Genomic DNA, 18827 nt, shown 5'->3' on the forward strand with positions numbered 1-18827 from the left:
AGTAGCACCCTTCGCCCCGCTTATTGCGGGGAGAAGGTGGCCCGGAGGGCCGGATGAGGGGCAGTACGACCGTTAGAAAAAGCCCCTCACCCGCCGCTGAAGCGGCACCCTCTCCCCGTAAACAGGGAGAGGGGAAGAGAGGTTTACGGTTCCGGATCGGCCTGAATAAGCGTACCAGCGCCGTGTTCGGTGAAGAGCTCGACCAGCATGGCGTGCGGACGGCGACCATCGAGAATGACCACGGCCTCGACGCCGGCTTCCACTGCCATGATGGCGGTTTCCAGCTTGGGGATCATGCCGCCAACGGCGACGCCCAATTCGATCAGCCCCTTGGCTTCCGAAATGGTCATCTGGCGGATCAGGTTCTTGTTTTCGTCCATGACACCGGCGATATCGGTCAGCAGCAGCATGCGCTTGGCGCTGAGCTTGCCGGCGACGGCGCCCGCCACGGTATCGGCGTTGATATTGAAGGTATGGCCGTCATCCGACACACCGATCGGGGCGATGACCGGCACGTAGTCGTGGTTCGGATCGTCGATCAGGGTGCGCAGCAGCTTGTCATCGACATTCTTGGGCTCACCCACGAAGCCGAGATCGACGACCTGTTCGATCATCGAATCCGGATCGCGCTTGATACGGGTGGCCTTTTCGACCGTGATCAGGCCGGCGTCCTTACCAGACAGTCCGACGCCACGCACATCGGCCTCGCGACCGGCCTGGGTGATCCAGTTGGCGATCTCCTTGTTGACGGCGCCGGAGAGCACCATCTCGGCGATCTCCATGGTGGCGTCGTCGGTGACGCGCAGGCCATCGATGAAGGTCGATTTGACTCCGGCGCGGCCGAGCATGGCCGAGATCTGAGGCCCACCGCCATGCACTACCACCGGATGGATGCCGAGCAGTTTGAGCAGCACGATATCCGAAGCGAAAATCCGCGCCGTTTCGGCCTCGCCCATGGCATGGCCGCCGTACTTGATCGTCACGATCTCACGGTCGTAGATCTGGATATAGGGCAGGGCTTCAGCGAGCTGTTTCGCCGTGGCCCAGCCGCGTTCTTCGGAGGAGTTGATTTCAGTTTGAATGATCATCAGTTAAGCATTTCAGAGAAAAGTGGCTGCCACTTTTCTCGCTCGAAATGCGACAAAAGACAGCCCCTGCGCATTAGCGGATATGTGTGTCGCTGTCATGAATTTTTTCGGCCTAACGCGCTTTACGCAGGGAAAAGCGCGTGGCGGTCAGCCTATCCGAGACGGCGCTGCTCTTGGTGTCGATAAGGTTCAGCGCGTGCATGTGGGTGCGGACGGTGGAATCGGGCAGGGGCGATTTCGGGCCTTTGGGGTAGACGACCCAGATCGGCGCGTGCGGCAGGCGTTGTGTCACCTCGGCCAGGGCAGCGCTCAGTTCATCGGGTGCGCGGGCGATGATGACGGAAACGGCGGCTTGCAAGGGATCGGTGGTGACGGCGTCCAGCAAGGCTTCCTCGAGCGCGGCATCATCGACATGGCCCGTAACAAACGCCCTGTGATCGCTGTCGATGCCGAGCTTGGCGGCCAGGGTCGGTGGTGCGGTGGTGAGCTTTTTCAACCATTTCGACGCCTGTCCGGCGGGCAGGGCGAGGGCATACGACAAGTCTTCGTGCTCGAATAACAACGCGTCATTGACGATGCGCGGGTCTTTCAGGTCGGCTATGGGCAGGGTCTTGCGGAAGGCACCGCGGAAGATCAGGTCCCGGCTTTCGAGCAGCGCCTTGACGTAGTGGCTTTCGCGCCCGACCCGTACTTCGCTTTCGGCTTCAAGACCCATGTCGGCACCTGATAAAGAACCTCCCCTGGTATCAGGGGAGGGTGGCGCGCAGCGCCGGGTGGGGTTAATTTCTGTCAGTCAATATGGTACGCCTGTCCTATGGTTAGGCAACCCGGAATTCAATTTGCACGGCAATTGCGGCATGAGATGACGCTGCATGAAATCTTGTTATGGAGCCGTATCAAAAAGCGATATCCGAATGGCCCTGTCTTTCGCCGCCAGTATCCCTATGCGCCGTATGTCTTTGATTTCTACTGTGCACGCATAAAGCTGGTTATTGAGATTGATGGTATGGGCCACGATATTTCTGATCAAGCACGCAAGGACGAGGCACGTGATCAATATCTGCGCTTGAGAGGATTTGAGGTATTGAGGATAGCAGCGGCCGAAGTTCTTGCTGATCCGGATGATGTCGCAGATGGCGTGATCAGATTAGCAACAGAACGTATGCGGCAAGCCATCTAACCTCACCCGGCGCTGCGCGCCACCCTCCCCTGAGATCAGGGGAGGTTCATGTCTTTACAAAGTGATCCCGCAGGTCTGCATGATCTCAAGGCGCAATTCCGGGATGCCGAAGCCGACCTCGGACGAGGTGGGCAGCACGATCGGGTGGGCGGCAGGGCGCTTCTTGATGCCGGCCTGCGTGGCGGCGATCACCTTCGCCAGTTCGGCCGGCTTGATCTTGTCGGCCTTGGTCAGCACGATCTGGTAGCTGACGGCGGCCTTGTCGAGCGCGTCCATTGGCTCGTTATCGACGTCTTTCAGGCCGTGGCGCGCATCGATCAGAAGATAGGCGCGCTTGAGGTTAGGCCGGCCGCGCAGGTAATCGCGGCCCAGATTCTGGAACTTCTTGACCGCCACCTTGGACGCGCGCGCCCAGCCATAGCCGGGCAGATCGACCATGTGCATGGCGTCGTTGAGGCGGAAAAAGTTCAGCTCGCGGGTACGGCCGGGTTCATTGGAGGCGCGCGCCAGATGCTTATGGCTCACCAGCGCGTTGATCAGCGACGACTTGCCGACATTGGAGCGGCCGGCGAAGGCCACTTCAGGCAATTCGTCGGACGGCAACTGATCGACCGAGACCGCGCCCATGACGAAGGACACCGGGCGGGCAAACAGCACCCGCGCGGTTTCGATCGCTTCGGCCTGCAGTTCGGCTTCGGTCTTTACAGAGTTGGTCACGCCGCCTTCTTTCCCTTATCCATCATTTCGCGCACCTTCTTGATGCCGGTATCGATCGGGTTTTCGACCTTGAGGCGGTGCATGATGGAGTATTGTTGCAGGATGGTCAGGATGTTCGACCAGATCCAGTAGATGATCAGGCCGACAGCAACCTGGGTCATGAAGAAGGTCAGCATGATGGGCATAAAGCTCATCATCTTCTTTTGCATCGGGTCAACGCCGGTCATCGGCGTCATTTGCTGGCTGAGCCACATCGAGGCGCCGTAGAGGATGGCGATGATGCCGATATGTAGCGGGCCATCGAGCACGGTACCGATCAGGGGCACGGTTGCGGGGTTGTAATTTATAGCGCCGAACAGGTTGAAGATCGTGGTGCTGTCGCGTGCCGACAGATCTCTGATCCAGCCGAAGAAGGGGGCGTGGCGCATTTCGATGGCGAGCATCAGCACCTTATAGAGCGCCCAGAAAACCGGCAATTGCAGGAGCATGGGCAGACAGCCGCCAAGACCGGCCATCGGGTTGACTTTTTCCTCCTGATAGAGGGCCATGGTCGCTTCCTGCGTCTTTTGCGGATCGCCTTCGTGACGCTTCTTGATGGCGTCGAGCTTCGGCTTCAGGCGCTCCTGCACCTGCTTCATCTTGGTCATCGAACTCGTAGGACTTGTGAGCCAGCGGGTAGAAGACCAGCTTGACGATGACGGTGAGCGACAGGATGGCAAGGCCGAAGTTACCAACCAGGGCATAAAGCTTATCAAGCAGCCAGTACATCGGATAGGTCAGGACGCTGAGCATACCCCAGTCCACCGCCCAGTGGAAACGCGGGATATGCAGGGTGTCTTCGTAGACCTGGAGCTGGGTGTTTTGCTTGGCACCGGCGAAGACATGCGATTCCGCTTTCCAGGTCTGGCCGGGCGCCAGGGTGACGGCGTTATCGACATAACCGCTGCGGAATACAGGCACGCCATCGAGCAGATCGGCGCGTGCGGTATACTGCACGGCTTGCGACTGATTGGGGATAACGGCCGCCATCCAGTACTTGTCGGTGATGCCGTACCAGCCACCGATGGAATCCTTCTTCTCCAGCTTCTTGCCGTCTTTCGGCTTGGCCATATCCTTGTACTTCAAGGAGTTGGTGCGGTAGTCGCCCATCTTCGGGCTGGCCAGGGTCTTGGAGGAGGTGGCGATGGCGCCTTCATGGACCACGGCTTCCTTGCCGGCGTGTTCGGGCATGCCGTTGCGCACGACCATCGAATAGGGGGCGAAGGCGATGGCCTGCGGCGTCGCATTGGCCACCGCATTGTCCTCGGTGATCATGTAGTTGGCGTCGATGCTCAGGGTGCGCGTGAAGGTCAGGCCGGCACCGTTGTTATAGGTCAGCACGACCGGCTTGCCGACGCTCAAGGTCGTGCCGGAAGCCACCGTCCACACCGTATCGATCGTCGGCGCGTTGGGGATGTTCTGGAAATTATAGCCCGACACCACGTAGTAAGCGCTCTTGCTGTTGGCGGGGGTCAGCAGTTCGACCGGATCGTTCTTCTTTTCGACCGTGCGGTCATACTTGATCATATAGAGATCGTCGATCAAGGCGCCTTTCAGCGACAGGCTGCCCTTGAGCGAAGGTGTGTCGATAGCGACGCGCGGCGTCTGGGTCAGGGCCTGCTCGCGGGTCAGCGGCACCGCGACGACGCCCCCAACCGGCAGACCGGCGGCGATAGCGGCGCTGGAAGAGGCGGCGGCAGCGGCCACTTGCGCGGCCTCGCGCTTCTTCTGTTGCGGGCCAAAGACGAAGAACTGATAGAAGGCCAGCAAAGCCATGCTGACGATCAGGAAATAGATCATATTCCGGTTGTCGGTATCTTTATTCATCGAACGGTCTTTGTTTCCTGAGGAGTATCTTCGGACTTTATGACGTCTGTGGTTATGGGGGCCTTGGGGCGCGCCACTGACTTCGCAGCGAGCCTTATCAGGGCGGCTTTAACATCGTCAAGTAAAGCATTCCAATCGCGCGAAACCGTATCGGCACGGGCGATCAGCACATAATCGTGGCCGGGGCGGCCAAACTGGGGAATCATGACCTCTGCGGCTTCGCGCATGCGGCGCTTGGCCCGGTTGCGCACAACGGCATTGCCGATCTTTTTTGTGGCGGTGAAGCCGACCTTGATCGCATCGTCCTCGCGCGTCTTTGCCTGCACGACCACGCCGGGGCGGGCCTGATAGGCGGCCTTGGCGGCGGCCAGAAACTCTGCGCGGATTTTGAGGCGGGGAATCATTGGATGCTGATGTGGTGCCCTATGCCGGAAATACAAGAGAGTCCTTAAGCGACTTAAGGACTCTTCTTAAAATTCAGCAGTGCGTTGACGCGATTAGGCCGTCAGGCGCTTGCGACCCTTGGCGCGGCGGCGCGCAACGATCTTTTGGCCGTTCTTGGTGGCCATGCGGGTGCGGTAGCCGTGGCGGCGCTTGCGCACAAGGCGGCTCGGCTGATAGGTACGTTTCGTTCCCATAGGGGGCTCCGATTGGTGTAGCGGGCCCCTTTGAGGGCCGGAATTGCGTAAAGAGGCGCGTGGATAGTCCGGCCAGAGACGCTTGTCAATAATATTTAGGCCGCTTTGGCTAAAATGAAGCGGTTGCGACGTAATTCTGCTATATATACAACGAAGCAGTAGTGAAGCCAAAGGTTTACGTGTTCGATCAGGGCAAATCAGACGCATCCGACAGGCGGGCAAAGACTCTCAAGGTGATACGCCGTGAGGGCTTCTATGCCGAACGGCTGGCGCACGCCCTCTCTATAGTGGCCGCTTTTTCGCTGAAATACGGCATGGTCGCCTTTAATCTGGCGCGTAACTTCCTGCTCAGCCTCTCCGGACAATTGCTGATCCTGACCTTCGTCTTCGTGATGATCGTTGAAATCGTGATTCTGATTCCATCGCTCGCCTCCGATCAGGAACGCTGGCTGACCGATCGGGTGCGCCAGGCCGAACTGACCTCGCAGGCGGTCGACACCTCGGAAAAGAACGCTGTGTCCAGGCCGGTGTCGTCGCAACTGCGCAAGAGCGCCGGCGTGCTCTATCTCGCCATCCAGAACGAGGGCGTGCGCGATTACGTGCTGTTCGATCAGAATGTGGTGGTGCCGGAAAAGGTCATGGACCTGCGCCAGACCCACACCAACATATGGCACGACATTACCTATCTGTGGGCGCCGTGGGAGACCTTCATGGGCCAGCCCGATCGGCTGCTGCACATCGTCGCCAAGCCGCGCGTGCGGTCTGGCGAGGTGATCGAGATCGTGGTCAAGGCCGATCCGCTGAAAGCCTATCTCAAGGCCAGCCTGCTCAGCATGCTGCGTGTGTCGCTCAGTATTTCCTTTCTGGCCGGCTTTCTGGTCTTCGTCGCCCTGTCCGTCTTTATCGTCCGCCCTATCCAGAACCTTACCCAGGCGATCCAGCGCTTCAAGACCAATCCGGAAGACGTGACGGTCACCCGGCCCTCCGGCCAGCTCAACGAGATCGGCCATATTGAAGCCGAACTGGCCTCGATGCAGGAAGAGGTGCGTCAGGCTCTGCGCTCGCGGGCACGTCTGGCAGCGCTCGGCCAGGCGGTGTCCAAGATCAATCACGACCTGCGCAACATGCTGACCTCGGCGCAGATGGCCTCGGACCGGCTGGCCAATTCGGCGGATCCGATCGTGGCCAAGGCGCTGCCGCGTCTGGAGCGCGCGCTCGATCGCGCTGTGGCGCTGGCGCAAAACGTGCTGACCTACGGCAAGTCCGATGAGCAGACGCCGCAGATCCAGATCGTCAAGCTGAAAGCGCTGGCTGAGGCGGCTGCGGAAGACGCCGGCCTTGGGCTGGCGACGCAGGGGCCGGAAGCGGTGCGCTTCATCTCCAAGGTGGCTAAGGGCTTCAATCTCGAAGCTGATCCGGAACAACTGCACCGTCTGCTGGTCAATCTGATGCGCAATGCCCGTCAGGCTATTGAGCTTCAGCCGAACCGCAAGGCGCGCGGCCGCCTGACCCTGACGGCGGTCAAGACCTCGGAAGAGGTGCTTTTGATCGTCAACGACAATGGCCCCGGCATTCCGGAGAAGTTGCGCGACAAGCTGTTTCAGCCCTTTACCTCCAGCACCACGCCCGGCGGTTCGGGCCTTGGGCTTGCCATCGCGCGCGAACTGGCGCAACTGCATGGCGGTGATGTCCGGCTGGTGAGCAGCGGCGCCGAAGGCACGACCTTCGAGGTGCGCCTGCCCCTAAAGCCGTAAAACTGACGGAGTAGAGTTTGGAATTCGAGGATTTGCTGGAACTGGCGCGGGATAGTTATCTCGAACAGTTCGCCACCTTTGTCGACAAGCAGCGGACCTTGTCCGAAAAAGGCACGATCGAGCTTAAGCTGGAAGTGCCGGAAGAGGGCGGCTTTTATCGCAACTATTATTGCGCCGATTACGCCACAGACGGCGAGATGCTGGAACTGCAGTCCGAGGAAGAAGTGACCTTCGATACGATTGAGGTCACCCTCGGTGATATGGATATGGTCATCAGCCGGCTGGTCTGGGACGATATCACCATCAAGGCCGGTGATAAGGCCGTGTCAGGCGATGATTTCAGCGAGTGGTTCGAGACCTGGTTCGATCCGGAAGAGACGACCTTCGATCCCGATACACGCTTCTCCGCCTGCATCCATTCGCTGCGGGTCGATGAGGCGGGGGTGTCGGTCGATTTCGGCACCGCGCCGATCACGGCCCTGGCCGACCTCTTGATGCGCTTTGAAAGCCTGGGGTGTCGCGCGCTTAGTGTGAGCTGAGTTTAGCTATGTCTTGCAGTAAATCCGGATGCATGGCTTGGATCGGGCGCTCAATCTCACGCCTTTGATGCTGGATGGTCAGGATGAGCACGGCATCCGGCGTGACGTCATAAATGATAAAGTGCTGTTGTGCCTCAATCATCAAGAAGGGCCAGGCGCGTTTTTGCCGTTTTACACCAAGGTCAGGCGCGGCAGCGATTTTTCCAAACGTCTCGTATAAAGCTTGAATATAGAGATTGGCGCGCGGCTCTCCCCATCTTTCCGTCGAATGGTTGAAGATGTGACGCAGGTCCGCCAAGGCACGACGTGACAGGCGATATTGGACTGACACTACTTCCAGCCTTCGGCTTCGCGCTTTTCAAACAGCGCCATATCACTTTTGAAGTCACCCATAGAGTCGATATATCGGCAAGCACTGATGTCACGATAGCCTTGCAAGACGGCTTCACCGAGCTGATTGGCCTGCGTATCGATGTCGTTGCGCTTTTCCATGTCTCGGCGAATCAGATCGCGGACATATTCGCTGGGCGTTTCGTAGAGGCCGTCTTCGCCGACCATGCGCGCGACAAATTTTGCCAAAGGGGCCGACAGACGAGCATTGATACGGTCAGAAATCATGACGAGTCTCCTTGGCGATAATCTATATCTGTCGCCATGAAAGTCAAGTTTGTCGCCATTATTGCGACAGAAGTCGCCCTATATAATCTGGCACCACCTGCGTGGCCGGGCCCAGTATCTTTTCCTGAAACAGGCTGTGGCCCACTGACGGTTCGAGGTTAAGTTCGACTGTATGGGCGCCGGCGTGGCGTGCGGCCGATACGAAGCTGGCCGCCGGATAGACATTGCCGGATGTGCCGATGGAGAGAAACAGATCGCAGGCAGCAAGCGCGCGTTCGATCCGCGGCATGGCCAGAGGCATTTCGCCGAACCAGACGATATCGGGACGCAACTCCAATTCGACCGGGATGTCGGTATGCCAGTCCTGCACCGCGCCGGTATCTACGTGGCGCGCCTTGAGCAGTTCCCCGTGCATATGGATGAGGTTCGCGCCATCCACCCCTCGTTCGGCATAGGCGCGGTCGTGCAGGTCGTCGACATTCTGCGTCACCAGCAGCACGTCGCCCTTCGTCCATTCCGCGGCCAGTCGCGCCAGCGCATGATGGGCGGCATTGGGCCTAACCTCTGCCAGTTGGCGGCGGCGCTGGTTGTAGAAATCCTGCACCAGGGCCGGATCGGCCTCGAACCCCTCCGGTGTCGCCACGGCTTCGACGCGATGACCGCACCATAGCCCATCGGAAGCACGGAAGGTTGGCACGCCCGATTCCGCTGAAATGCCGGCGCCGGTCAGGATGACGATGTTCATTTTCTGTGCCCTACCGCTTCGCTGCTTGAGGGCTCTTTATAACAACCCCCTCACGACGCGGATCGCTGCCGCCGTCAAAGGTGCCGTCAGGCTGGCGCAGGATGCCGTTCAGGCCCGATTCTTCGCCATTCGTGGCGGTGAGGGTGTAGCCCATCGCCGTCAAACCATCCCAGACCGCTGGCTCCATGCGGGCGCGCTCGACACGAATGCTGTTGCCGCGCGACACCACATTGGGCAGGTTGATGGCGTCCTGCATCGAGAGCTTCCAATCGAGCACGGCGATCAGCACCTTGAGATTATAGGACAAAATAGCCGAGCCACCGGGCGAGCCGACCGCCGCGATCACCGACTTGCCGGTCTGATCAAACACGATCACCGGACTCATGGACGAGCGCGGGTGCTTGCCCCCGGCCACGCTGTTTGCCACCGGCAGGCCATCGGCCGTCTGCGGGCTAAACGAGAAGTCGGTGAGTTGATTGTTGAGGAAGAAGCCGCCCACCATGCGGCCGGTGCCGAAATAGCTCTCGACCGTTGTCGTCATGCTCAGCACATTGCCGTAGGAATCGCGGATGACGAAGTGGCTGGTGCCGGCAGGCTCCAGTGTCCTGTCCGTCGCTACCTGCATCGGCAGCACGCCGGCCTTGGGTGCGGCGTTAGCGGTGCCGATCTTGATAAGGGCCGAGCGGGCTTTCAGATAAGCAGGGTTCAGATAGGCGTCCTGCTGACGGTTGAAGAGGGGCGTATCGGCCTCATACTGGTCGCGGTCGGCGTACATCAGGCGCTCGGTCTCGATCAGCGCCTGCCAGGCGCGCGGATCGTGCACGCCCCACTGGTCCAGTGGCTGCAATTCGGCGATCTTCAGACCCTGCAGCAGTGCGATGCCGCCCGAAGGCGTGTTGTTCGAGCAGACGATATAGATGCGGTAGGTGATGCAGACCGGCTTGCCGGCATAGCCGCCAACCGTAGCGTAAGGCGCGGTGGTGCTGGTCTTGACCTGATAGCCGCTCAGATCGGCCAAGGTCATGCCACCGGCCAGCGGTGCTTCGTGGGTCTTGGCGATGATGGCCTCGGCGATCGGCCCTTTGCGGAAGGCGTCGCCGCGCTGGGCCGCCAAAGCGCGCAAGCTGCCGGCATAGGCCGGATTCTTGAGGATATCGCCGGTCTTGTGGTAGCCGCCCTGACCATCCCCGAGATAGGCGATGAAGTCAGCCGTGTGTTTTTGCGGGAAGTCGACGTTTTGCAGATAGTTGCCGAGGCGCGGCGTCACGCGGAAGCCATCATCGGCCAATTGGGTGGCGGCGGTGAAAAGACTGTCCCAAGTCTGGTTGCCATGGTCTTTTTGCGCGCGATCGAGCAGGTGCATGGCGCCGGGCACGCCGGTGGCGCGGCCTGAAAGCACCGCATCCCTAAAGCTTATCGGCTTGCCATCGGCGCCCATAAAGAGATCGGGCGTGGCGGCGGCCGGCGCAGTTTCGCGGCCATTATAGTCGGTGATCTCGCCGGTTTTGGCATCGTAATAGAGCATGAAGGCGCCGCCGCCGAGACCGGAGCTTTGCGGCTCCATCAGTCCCAGCACGGTCTGGACCGCCACGGCGGCGTCAGCGGCGGTGCCGCCGAGTTTGAGAATATCCATACCGGCCTGGGCCGCTTCCGGTTCGGCGGCCACGACGATCGGCTGAACGCGAGGGGGTTCATACGCGGGAAGGGTGGCGCAAGCCGTGGTAGAGGTGAAAAGGACAGCCAGCCCCGTGAAAATCAGGGATTTCATTGGGGTATGGATCACAGCGGGTACTCCTGAAGGGCAGCAATGGCCGGTTTTATATAGGGGTTTGGCGGGGTTGCGACAGGATGATCAACAAAAAAACATCAAAACGGTGGAAAAAGTGCCAATCAAGCCTTGCCTTATCGAAACAGGTCAACTAAATGTCCGCCCCTCGCTGCAAGGCACTGCCGACACTAGGTTGGGCCGACGCGGTGAACTTTTGTGGTAAGCACTCGTAGCTCAGCTGGATAGAGCATCAGACTACGAATTTGAGGGTCGGGCGTTCGAATCGCTCCGAGTGCGCCACCACAAAACAATAAAGAAGCCCTGACGCCGCAAAGCGTCAGGGTCTTTTTTTTATCTTTTTGGCAACTGAAAGTATGCGAAGCGAGCATAGGGCTTGTCAGGTCGGATGATAGGCGCGAATAAATACGTCTGTTGCCGTCGTAGCTGCCTTCAGCAGATCTTCATCCGTCACGGCTTTAACTGCGCCTTCCAGGAGATTTTGGACCGGGCCGGCTTCGCACAGGGCGTAAAATTGCTGCGCGGCGATCCAGGGATCAGATCGTCGGATCTGGCCTTTATCCATCGCGTGGGCCAGATGTTCGGCCATCCGCACATATCCTTTCTTGGGGCCATGCTCGTAAAACAGTTTGCCAAGGTTTGAACGTGCGCCTTCCGCGTAGACGATGCGGCGTATGGCGAGCGCCTCGGGACTCGTTATAAAGCGCAGAAAGCGGATGGAGAATTCTCTAAGGGCGTCCTTTAGATCGCGATCTTCGTCCAAAACTATAAAGGCCGGGTCAGCCAGTGCCGCGCCTTTTTCGAGCATGACGGCGACGAACAGGTCATCCTTCGATGAAAAGTAGCTGTAAAGAGTCTGCTTGGAACATGAGGCCTGGGCCGCAACCTCGGCCATGCTGGCGGCCTCGTATCCGCGTTCGATAAACACCGTCATGCCTGCCTCTAGGATAGTGAGGCGCTTGGTCTCGCTTTTGGTCCGCATAGCCGTCCATCTTCTTTTTTATATCTGGACCGGCCTGTACACTTTCTGCTTGACGAGGTCACGTGCAAATTATAAATGAACCGTACTGTACAGTCCATTAAAGGGCTGGCCATCTTACCGTCGTTTCGTTTATTACCCCCGTCTTTCAGTGAAATGCCTAAGTCGCGTTGCGCGCGCACAGGTTCGTACCGGGAGGCGGCCTTAAGGCGCTTGAAACGTAGCGCAAGGATAATCACCATGGCTAGCACATCCAGCAAGGCTGAACCCGCGCCCCTTTCGGGGCTGGCGATGATATTGTCAGGGTTAGTCCTGGCTATTGCCAATTTTCTGGTGGTTCTGGATACGACCATCGCGAATGTGTCGGTCTCCAATATTTCCGGAGCCCTGGCGGTCTCGCCCAGCCAGGGGACCTGGGTCATTACCTCCTATGCGGTTGCCGAGGCCGTCGTGGTTCCCCTGACAGGATGGTTGTCGGCGCGTTTCGGCACGGTAAAAGTCTTTGTATTGGGTATGGTCGGGTTTGGGGTCTTTTCCTTTCTTTGCGGTCTTGCGCCTTCGCTAGGCTTGCTTGTTCTCTTCCGCATCCTTCAGGGGATGTGCGGCGGGCCACTGATGCCGCTGTCGCAAACGCTTATGTTGCGTGTATTTCCAAAGAAATACGCCACGGCCGCCACGGGGCTTTGGGCTATGACCACGCTGATCGCACCCATCGCGGGTCCTATTCTGGGGGGCATATTGTGCGATAATGTTGGGTGGGCATCCATTTTTTGGATTAATGTGCCTATTGCCATTGTCTGCAGTTGGTTTGCGATGCAGTTACTGTGGAAGCATGAAAGTACGACGGTAAAATCATCCATTGATATGGTTGGCCTGGGCTTGCTGATTGTTTGGGTCGGCGCGCTACAGATCATGCTCGATCTGGGCAAGGAGCACGATTGGTTCTCATCGCCTATGATCGTCTGCCTCGGGCTGGTCGCCTTGATAGGGTTTATCGCCTTTCTCATCTGGGAATTGACAGAAGCTAATCCGATCGTTGATCTGCGGGTGTTCCGTCACCGTGGCTTCAGCGCCAGCGTACTGACGCTTTGCGTCGCCTTTGGCGCTTTCTTTGGCATAAATGTGCTGACGCCACTTTGGTTACAGCAAAACATGGGCTATACGGCCACATGGGCCGGCTATCTTACGGCCCTGCTGGGCGTATCTGCTGTTATTGCAGCGCCCTTCGCCTCCGTGCTTTCGGCAAAGGTCGATCCACGCCGGCTGGTCTTTTTAGGCCTTATATGGATGGGCGGCATGACCTTTATGCGCAGTCTGGCGAATTCCGACATGGGTTTCTTTGATATCGGCCATTGGCTGCTGCTGCAGGGCTTTGGCATGCCGCTTTTCTTTGTTCCCCTGACCGCGCTCGCCCTGTCCAGCGTCAGCGAGGCGGAAACCGCCAGCGCCGCGGGTCTGATGAACTTTTCCCGGACGATGGCCGGGGCTATAGCCACCTCGATCGTCAATACGGTATGGGCAGACAACGCCACCTATCAGCGCAGCGAACTGGTGGGCGTACTCAATGGGGCATCGGATATGATGAATGATCTGGCCGCCAAGGGCATGAGCTTGGAGCAGGCACGGGGAACCCTTGATCAGCTAGTTCAGAGCCAGAGCGTGATGCTGGCGACCAATCAGGTTTTCACGGTGATCGCTATTCTGTTCGTTTTGTCAGCGTTTGTCATCTGGTTGGCGCCGCGTCCGACCCGCGTGGCAGATACGTCTGCCGTCCACTAGCCTTATGACTTGAACTTGCGGCGCGTGATCCATTTGCCGGTCAGTATGGCTCATGCCTTGGCACAGGCGTTAACTCAGGAGGGGGGGATGATGACAAACGTAAAAGCCTCAACGTGTAAGTATGTCTTGCTGTTGTTTCTGGTGTTCGCACTGCCTGGTTGCGCCACGCAGGTTAAAGGCATGATGCAGCCGGTAGCCCCCCCTGTGAAAGGCGGGCAAACTGTAGACATGATCGTCGCAACCGATCGGAAGTCCAGCGACAAGCCCGCTATCCTTTATACCGGGGAGCGCGACGACCGGATCGCCCTTTCTAATGTGGTTATCTCCATACCGCCGGCCGCGAACCGTAAACGTGGAGAGGTTCAGTGGCCCAGGCATCGTAAAGCGGACCCTGACAAAGAGTTTGCGACGGTGAGCGCCACGCCTATAACGACCGCTCAGATAGACGACTGGCTCTCCAGGATACCCGCCGAAAACCGTGGGCACGTGATTATTTTTGTCCATGGTTATAATACGCCCTTCGACAGGGGTGTTTACCTGTTCGCTCAGGTTTTCAATGATGCCGGCATACGGGCAGCGCCGGTCTTGTTTTCGTGGCCGTCACGGGGGGAAACCCTGGCCTATGGATACGATCGGGAAAGCGCCATGGCCTCCAGGACCGATTTCGCGCGTGTTCTTGAAGAGGCGGTTGCGCAAAACCAGGTGATAGACATTACCATACTGGCGCATTCGATGGGCACCGATTTGACTATGGAAGCCTTGCGCACCCTGGCCCTGACGCATGGGGCGGTACCCGCCAAAATCCGCAATGTCATCCTGGCTTCGCCGGATATAGATGTAAATGTCTTTCGTAAGCAATTTGAGGATCTCGGTTCGCAACCGCCCTCGATAACGCTCTTTGTCTCCAAGGACGATAAGGCGCTTAAACTATCGCGGTTCCTGGGCGGGAATGTTGACAGATTAGGCGCCGCCGATTTTAGCCGTGAGCCCTATCGCTCGGCCATAGACAAAGCTGGCATACATGTCGTCGATCTCTCCAATGTTCATGGGGATGACGATTCGGATCATCTGAAATTCTCGGAAAATCCCGATATTGTCAGTGTCATAGGCAATGCCCTTATAGGTGGCCAGTCTCTTGACGATAATCCGCCATCATTATATGAAAGTATGGGCATTCTTGTGATTGGCGGGAGTCGGCTTGGGGTCGAAACGGCTAAAACGATTACAAGTGGTCAGCCTTAGCTTAAGGGTTGCCTTTTGCCTTGATGTCGCCTCCGGAAGTATAAAGCCCGGCTAGGAGCACGTCCGAGTAATCAGCCTTTTTGAGGTTTTTGGTCGACAGTTGTGTGTCTTGGTGATTCACTCATTTCCTATGAGCACCAAGACATTCCGGCCCTGGCTAGTTGACCAACTTCAGCTTCTTCCACCTTCTGTGGACGAATTCGTTCCCGCAGGTCACCTGTCTCACTTTATCCGAGACATGGTCAGGGAAGATCTTGATTTGTCTTCTATTTTGGATGTTTACAGCGAGGATCGCGGTTATCCACCTTATGATCCTCGCATGATGACGGCCCTGCTACTTTATGGTTATAGCCGGGGTGTTTATTCGTCTCGTCGCCTGGCAAGGTCGTGTGATGAGCGGTTAGATTTTATGGCGGTTACTGCGATGAACCGTCCTGACCATCGGACGATCTCCGATTTTCGCAAACGTCACTTGAGCGCGTTGTCCGGCCTATTCCTGCAGGTGTTGACGCTGTGCCGTAAGGCTGGTCTTGTTGCCTTAAACCATGTGTCTGTGGACGGTACGAAGATGAAGGCCAATGCGTCAAAAAATAAGGCTATGAGCTACGGTCGGATGAAGACCGCCGAGGTTGACCTGGAAGCTGAGGTTGCGCGTTGGCTTAAGTCCGCAGAAGCTGCAGATGCCGCTGAAGATGCAGAGTTTGGTGACAAGCGTGGCGATGAAACGCCAGACTGGATGACTTCGAAGGAAAAGAGGCTGGCGAAAATCAAGGAGGCACGAGCCGCCCTTGAGGCCGAGGCCAAAGCAAAGTCTGAGAACAAAAAGGCTGAAGCGGCAAAGTCCGGAAAAGACCCGGAAGATCCAGATGACCCACCAGCATCATCCGGGAAGAAGCGTGGCCCCAAGCCGAAAACGCCCGAAGGTATGCCATCCGATAAGACACAACGGAACTTCACTGACCCTGATAGCAAAATCATGCTGGGACGTGATGGATTTATCCAAGGCTATAATGCCCAGGTGGCCGTGGACGCCAGGGCTCAGATCATATTGGCGCATGACTTAAACAACTGCGCCGCCGACTGCACCCAGTTGGTGCCTATGGTTGACGCCGTTATTGCCAATACTGGCAAGGCTCCAGACGAATTATCGGCTGATGCAGGCTATTGCTCCGAAGCCAATATAGCGGCCATGGAAAATCGGAAAATAGACGCCTTTATTGCAACCGGACGTCAAAAGCATAACAGCCCGGCTGCGGATGGCGGCCGGGCCAAAACGCCCAAAACGGAAGAGATGCGCAAACGATTGCGCGAAGGCGGCTATGAAAGTCCATACCGTTTACGAAAGCAGACGGTAGAACCTGTGTTTGGCCAGATCAAACACGCCAGAGGCTTCCGTCAGTTTCTAATGCGAGGCATAGAAAACGTATCCGCCGAATGGGCAATGATCTGTACCGTTCACAACATCCTGAAGCTCGCCAAGGCAACCTAAAGACAAAACACCTTCTGAACAGACTGGCAGCAACGAAAAAATGGCCGGGCCCGATATTGCCGAACCAAATCAGAAAATACCTAACCCCAAAACTGGTTACTCGGACGGGCTCCTAGGCAAAAGATTTCACAATAGCGCCTTTGCGGGCGACCAGAGTGGTTTTGGGCGGCACGTGTGTCCAGGTCTCATTGCGGGTCAGGGGCGTTGACGCCAATATAATGACGCGGTCGTTCGGCGTCGTTTCCTGAGCAAAGTCGACCTCAAGATCCTCGTCGATCAGGCTGGCCTGGCCAAACGGCGCACGGCGTTCGACATAGCACAGTTTGGTCGAGCAACTGGCATAGAGTGAACGTCCGTCGCTCAGCAGGGCATTGAAAACGCCCAGTTCGCGCAAATCCCCGAACAGTTCAGAGATGGCCAGGCTGAGCTTGTGATCGGAGGGCCGCTGCGGATAGAGCGTGCGCAGGCGGTCGAGCAGCCAGCAAAAGGCGTGTTCGCTGTCGGTGGTGCCGATGGGCGCGTAGTGGGTCAGTCTGCGGGTCTTTATGCCCTTGAGCTGGCCATTGTGCGCAAAGCTCCAGGCGCTGCCCCACAGTTCGCGGCCAAACGGATGGGTATTTTCCAGCGCTACACGGCCGCGATTGGCCTTGCGCACATGGGCTATGACCATAAGGCTCTTGATCGGGTAAGAGCGGATAAACTTCGCCAGCTCGGAGTGCGCGCTGGGGTTCGGATCATGGAGACTGCGGCAGCCTTTTTGTTCGTAAAAGCTGATGCCCCAGCCATCGGTATGCGATCCCGTCGCGCCGCCGCGTTGCGACAAGGCGGCAAAACTGAAACGCACGTCCGTTGGTACATTGGCGCTCATCGCCAGCAGTTCACACATGAAAGCCTCGTGTAAGGAAGCGTCCGGTGTCGCGCCTTATGTCGCGAAAGTAAAACCATAATTGCTTCGCCATTGGCGCAGGCCCGCTACACTGTTCGACCGGGCGCCTTTAATGTTCTCTTTATGTTCTATTTGATGTAAAGTGACGCTATGTCGATCCTTTCCCTGTTTGAAGAACCGCTGCTCTCCGGCCTGACCTATCGGGACGACTATATCACGCCGGCGGAGGAGGCGGCTTTGATCGCATGGATCGACCAGCAGCCATGGTCGATGGAGTTGCTGCGCCGACGGCAATGGTACGGCTGGAAGCCCGATGACAGCGCCTATGGTCATCCGGGCGAGTATCAACCGCAGCCCATGCCGGACTGGCTGCGCTGGCTAGGCGAGCGGCTGCATCGGGATGGCATCTTCAAGGGCGTTCCGCAGCGCGCACTGATCAACGAATATCATCCGGGGCAGGGGATCGGTGCGCATAAGGACCGTGATATCGAGCGCATCAAGGCGGTGGCTATCGTGAGTCTCGGTTCGCCGATCATGATGGATTTCACCCGCATGGATCACCCGACGCGCGCTCAATATCTCTATCCGCGCAGCCTGCTGATCATGCGTGGCGAGGCGCGTGACATGTGGATGCATGGCATTGTCGGGCGAAAAACCGATAAGGTCGGCGGCCTGATCGTGCCGCGTCAGCGCCGTTTGTCGCTGACCTTCCGTTATATCGACGCTGTTAGCCCTTGATCAGCGCTGTGCGTTCTTCGGGCGTCATCACGCGCCACTGGCCTTCGGGCAGGGTGCCGATTTTGACGGCGCCGATGCGCGGGCGATAGAGATCGGTGACGCGCAGTTCGCACATGTCGCACATACGGCGGATCTGGCGGTTGCGGCCTTCCTTGAGGATAAAGGTCAGGGTTTGCTCGCCGGTTTGCACCACCTTGGCGGGGCGGAGCTTGCGACCATCGAGTTCAAGGCCGTGACGCAGCCATTTCAGCTTTTCCTCGAAAATCTCACCGCGCACCCGGACGTGGTATTCCTTTTCCAGATCGCTTTCGGGGCCGATGACGGCCTTCACCAGCACGCCATCGCCCGACAGGATGAGCAGGCCGCGCGAATCCTTATCGAGCCGGCCCACCGGCGCCAGCTTGGTATCCTGATCCGGATAGACATTGGCCGGACCGAACACGTTGGCGCGTTTGATCATGCGCACAGCCGGGGTTTCGCCGGGCTCGGGCTGGCCGGAGACGATGCCGACGGGCTTGTGATAGATCACCGTCATGCGCGAATCGAGCACCTCGGCGCCGCCCTGGTCCATCGTCAGGGTCTGGCCGCGCTCGATCTTGCGTCCGGCATCGGTGAAGGCGACGCCATCAATGCTGATACGGCCGCTCTCGATCAGGGCATCGGCCTCGCGTCGTGAACAGACGCCGGTCTGGGCCAGCCACTTGTTGACCCGTACGGGCTCATCACCATCATATGTTTTGCTTAAGGACATGCCGCTTCCTACAGCGCTATCGACGGCGGTTC

The 18827-nt window shown here is 58.1% G+C and carries 20 protein-coding genes, 1 tRNA gene and 1 pseudogene; 8 read left to right on the forward strand and 14 right to left on the reverse strand.

Annotated features, from left to right (window positions below; all coding sequences use genetic code 11):
* Positions 1–143: 143 nt before the first annotated feature.
* Together argB and ABQ278_RS05595 are read right to left on the reverse strand one after the other, a co-directional pair.
* The gene (gene argB, locus ABQ278_RS05590) at positions 144–1088 is read right to left on the reverse strand and encodes an acetylglutamate kinase (RefSeq protein WP_349321592.1); all 945 of its coding nucleotides are present in this window, start codon (positions 1086–1088) and stop codon (positions 144–146) included.
* Positions 1089–1200: 112 nt separating this feature from the next.
* Positions 1201–1803, reverse strand: coding sequence for a hypothetical protein (locus tag ABQ278_RS05595; RefSeq protein WP_349321593.1), 603 nt, complete (start codon positions 1801–1803; stop codon positions 1201–1203).
* A 147-nt stretch (positions 1804–1950) separates the two neighbouring features.
* Between ABQ278_RS05595 and ABQ278_RS05600 the strand changes: the two genes are divergently transcribed.
* On the forward strand, positions 1951–2268 hold the full coding sequence (locus tag ABQ278_RS05600) for an endonuclease domain-containing protein (protein ID WP_349321594.1): 318 nt from the start codon (positions 1951–1953) through the stop codon (positions 2266–2268).
* 54 nt (positions 2269–2322) lie between these two features.
* Here the strand turns inward: ABQ278_RS05600 and yihA are convergent, their stop codons facing one another.
* From yihA to rpmH, 5 genes and pseudogenes are all read right to left on the reverse strand, one after another.
* Positions 2323–2985, reverse strand: coding sequence for a ribosome biogenesis GTP-binding protein YihA/YsxC (gene yihA / locus ABQ278_RS05605; protein WP_349321595.1), 663 nt, complete (start codon positions 2983–2985; stop codon positions 2323–2325).
* On the reverse strand, positions 2982–3728 hold the full coding sequence (yidC, locus tag ABQ278_RS05610; protein WP_349321596.1) for a membrane protein insertase YidC: 747 nt from the start codon (positions 3726–3728) through the stop codon (positions 2982–2984). The genes yihA and yidC (ABQ278_RS05610) overlap by 4 nt, the downstream gene beginning before the upstream one ends.
* Positions 3697–4851, reverse strand: a pseudogene (gene yidC, locus ABQ278_RS05615) (membrane protein insertase YidC); the annotation flags it as partial. The pseudogene yidC (ABQ278_RS05615) and the gene yidC (ABQ278_RS05610), both read right to left, overlap by 32 nt.
* Positions 4848–5255, reverse strand: a complete 408-nt coding sequence (rnpA, locus tag ABQ278_RS05620) for a ribonuclease P protein component (protein ID WP_349321597.1) — start codon at positions 5253–5255, stop codon at positions 4848–4850. The pseudogene yidC (ABQ278_RS05615) and the gene rnpA, both read right to left, overlap by 4 nt.
* 93 nt (positions 5256–5348) lie before the next feature.
* The gene (rpmH, locus tag ABQ278_RS05625) at positions 5349–5489 is read right to left on the reverse strand and encodes a 50S ribosomal protein L34 (RefSeq protein ID WP_018080783.1); all 141 of its coding nucleotides are present in this window, start codon (positions 5487–5489) and stop codon (positions 5349–5351) included.
* A 161-nt stretch (positions 5490–5650) separates the two neighbouring features.
* Between rpmH and ABQ278_RS05630 the strand changes: the two genes are divergently transcribed.
* Together ABQ278_RS05630 and ABQ278_RS05635 are read left to right on the forward strand one after the other, a co-directional pair.
* The gene (locus ABQ278_RS05630) at positions 5651–7243 is read left to right on the forward strand and encodes a HAMP domain-containing sensor histidine kinase (RefSeq protein ID WP_349321598.1); all 1593 of its coding nucleotides are present in this window, start codon (positions 5651–5653) and stop codon (positions 7241–7243) included.
* A 17-nt stretch (positions 7244–7260) separates the two neighbouring features.
* Positions 7261–7782 (forward strand): hypothetical protein, encoded by a 522-nt coding sequence (locus tag ABQ278_RS05635; protein ID WP_349321599.1) that lies wholly within the window; start codon positions 7261–7263, stop codon positions 7780–7782.
* Here the strand turns inward: ABQ278_RS05635 and ABQ278_RS05640 are convergent.
* Genes ABQ278_RS05640 through ABQ278_RS05655 form a run of 4 tightly spaced genes read right to left on the reverse strand, consistent with a single transcriptional unit; the run spans position 7769 to position 10928 of the window.
* On the reverse strand, positions 7769–8113 hold the full coding sequence (locus tag ABQ278_RS05640) for a type II toxin-antitoxin system RelE/ParE family toxin (RefSeq protein ID WP_349321600.1): 345 nt from the start codon (positions 8111–8113) through the stop codon (positions 7769–7771). The genes ABQ278_RS05635 and ABQ278_RS05640 overlap by 14 nt on opposite strands.
* Positions 8113–8400, reverse strand: a complete 288-nt coding sequence (locus tag ABQ278_RS05645) for a CopG family transcriptional regulator (RefSeq protein ID WP_349321601.1) — start codon at positions 8398–8400, stop codon at positions 8113–8115. Before ABQ278_RS05645 ends, ABQ278_RS05640 begins: the two co-directional genes overlap by 1 nt.
* 58 nt (positions 8401–8458) lie before the next feature.
* Positions 8459–9145 (reverse strand): NAD-dependent deacylase, encoded by a 687-nt coding sequence (locus ABQ278_RS05650; protein ID WP_349321602.1) that lies wholly within the window; start codon positions 9143–9145, stop codon positions 8459–8461.
* A 10-nt stretch (positions 9146–9155) separates the two neighbouring features.
* Complete coding sequence (locus tag ABQ278_RS05655) at positions 9156–10928, reverse strand: gamma-glutamyltransferase family protein (RefSeq protein ID WP_349321603.1); 1773 nt, start codon at positions 10926–10928, stop codon at positions 9156–9158.
* Positions 10929–11136: 208 nt separating this feature from the next.
* On the opposite strand from ABQ278_RS05655, the gene ABQ278_RS05660 reads away from it, so the two are divergent.
* Positions 11137–11213, forward strand: a tRNA-Arg gene (locus ABQ278_RS05660).
* Positions 11214–11310: 97 nt separating this feature from the next.
* Here ABQ278_RS05660 and ABQ278_RS05665 read toward each other — a convergent pair.
* Positions 11311–11865 carry a TetR/AcrR family transcriptional regulator gene (locus ABQ278_RS05665; RefSeq protein WP_349321604.1) on the reverse strand — a complete coding sequence of 185 codons (555 nt, stop codon included), beginning with the start codon at positions 11863–11865 and terminating at the stop codon, positions 11311–11313.
* A gap of 285 nt (positions 11866–12150) precedes the next feature.
* Here ABQ278_RS05665 and ABQ278_RS05670 point away from each other — a divergent pair, with 285 nt between their 5' ends.
* The 3 genes from ABQ278_RS05670 (at position 12151) to ABQ278_RS05680 (ending at position 16420) form a co-directional block, all read left to right on the forward strand.
* Positions 12151–13689, forward strand: a complete 1539-nt coding sequence (locus ABQ278_RS05670) for a DHA2 family efflux MFS transporter permease subunit (RefSeq protein WP_349321605.1) — start codon at positions 12151–12153, stop codon at positions 13687–13689.
* Positions 13690–13776: 87 nt separating this feature from the next.
* Positions 13777–14931 carry an alpha/beta hydrolase gene (locus ABQ278_RS05675; RefSeq protein WP_349321606.1) on the forward strand — a complete coding sequence of 385 codons (1155 nt, stop codon included), beginning with the start codon at positions 13777–13779 and terminating at the stop codon, positions 14929–14931.
* 130 nt (positions 14932–15061) lie between these two features.
* On the forward strand, positions 15062–16420 hold the full coding sequence (locus ABQ278_RS05680) for an IS1182 family transposase (RefSeq protein WP_349321607.1): 1359 nt from the start codon (positions 15062–15064) through the stop codon (positions 16418–16420).
* 112 nt (positions 16421–16532) lie between these two features.
* Here the strand turns inward: ABQ278_RS05680 and ABQ278_RS05685 are convergent, their stop codons facing one another.
* Positions 16533–17306, reverse strand: coding sequence for a class II glutamine amidotransferase (locus tag ABQ278_RS05685; protein ID WP_349321608.1), 774 nt, complete (start codon positions 17304–17306; stop codon positions 16533–16535).
* Between the two features lie 150 nt (positions 17307–17456).
* On the opposite strand from ABQ278_RS05685, the gene ABQ278_RS05690 reads away from it, so the two are divergent.
* Complete coding sequence (locus tag ABQ278_RS05690; protein WP_349321609.1) at positions 17457–18044, forward strand: alpha-ketoglutarate-dependent dioxygenase AlkB; 588 nt, start codon at positions 17457–17459, stop codon at positions 18042–18044.
* Here ABQ278_RS05690 and ABQ278_RS05695 read toward each other — a convergent pair.
* On the reverse strand, positions 18034–18795 hold the full coding sequence (locus ABQ278_RS05695; RefSeq protein ID WP_349321610.1) for a pseudouridine synthase: 762 nt from the start codon (positions 18793–18795) through the stop codon (positions 18034–18036). The genes ABQ278_RS05690 and ABQ278_RS05695 overlap by 11 nt on opposite strands.
* Positions 18796–18827 lie beyond the last annotated feature (32 nt).

It is taken from the genome of Asticcacaulis sp. MM231, from assembly GCF_964186625.1.
Lineage (GTDB): Bacteria > Pseudomonadota > Alphaproteobacteria > Caulobacterales > Caulobacteraceae > Asticcacaulis.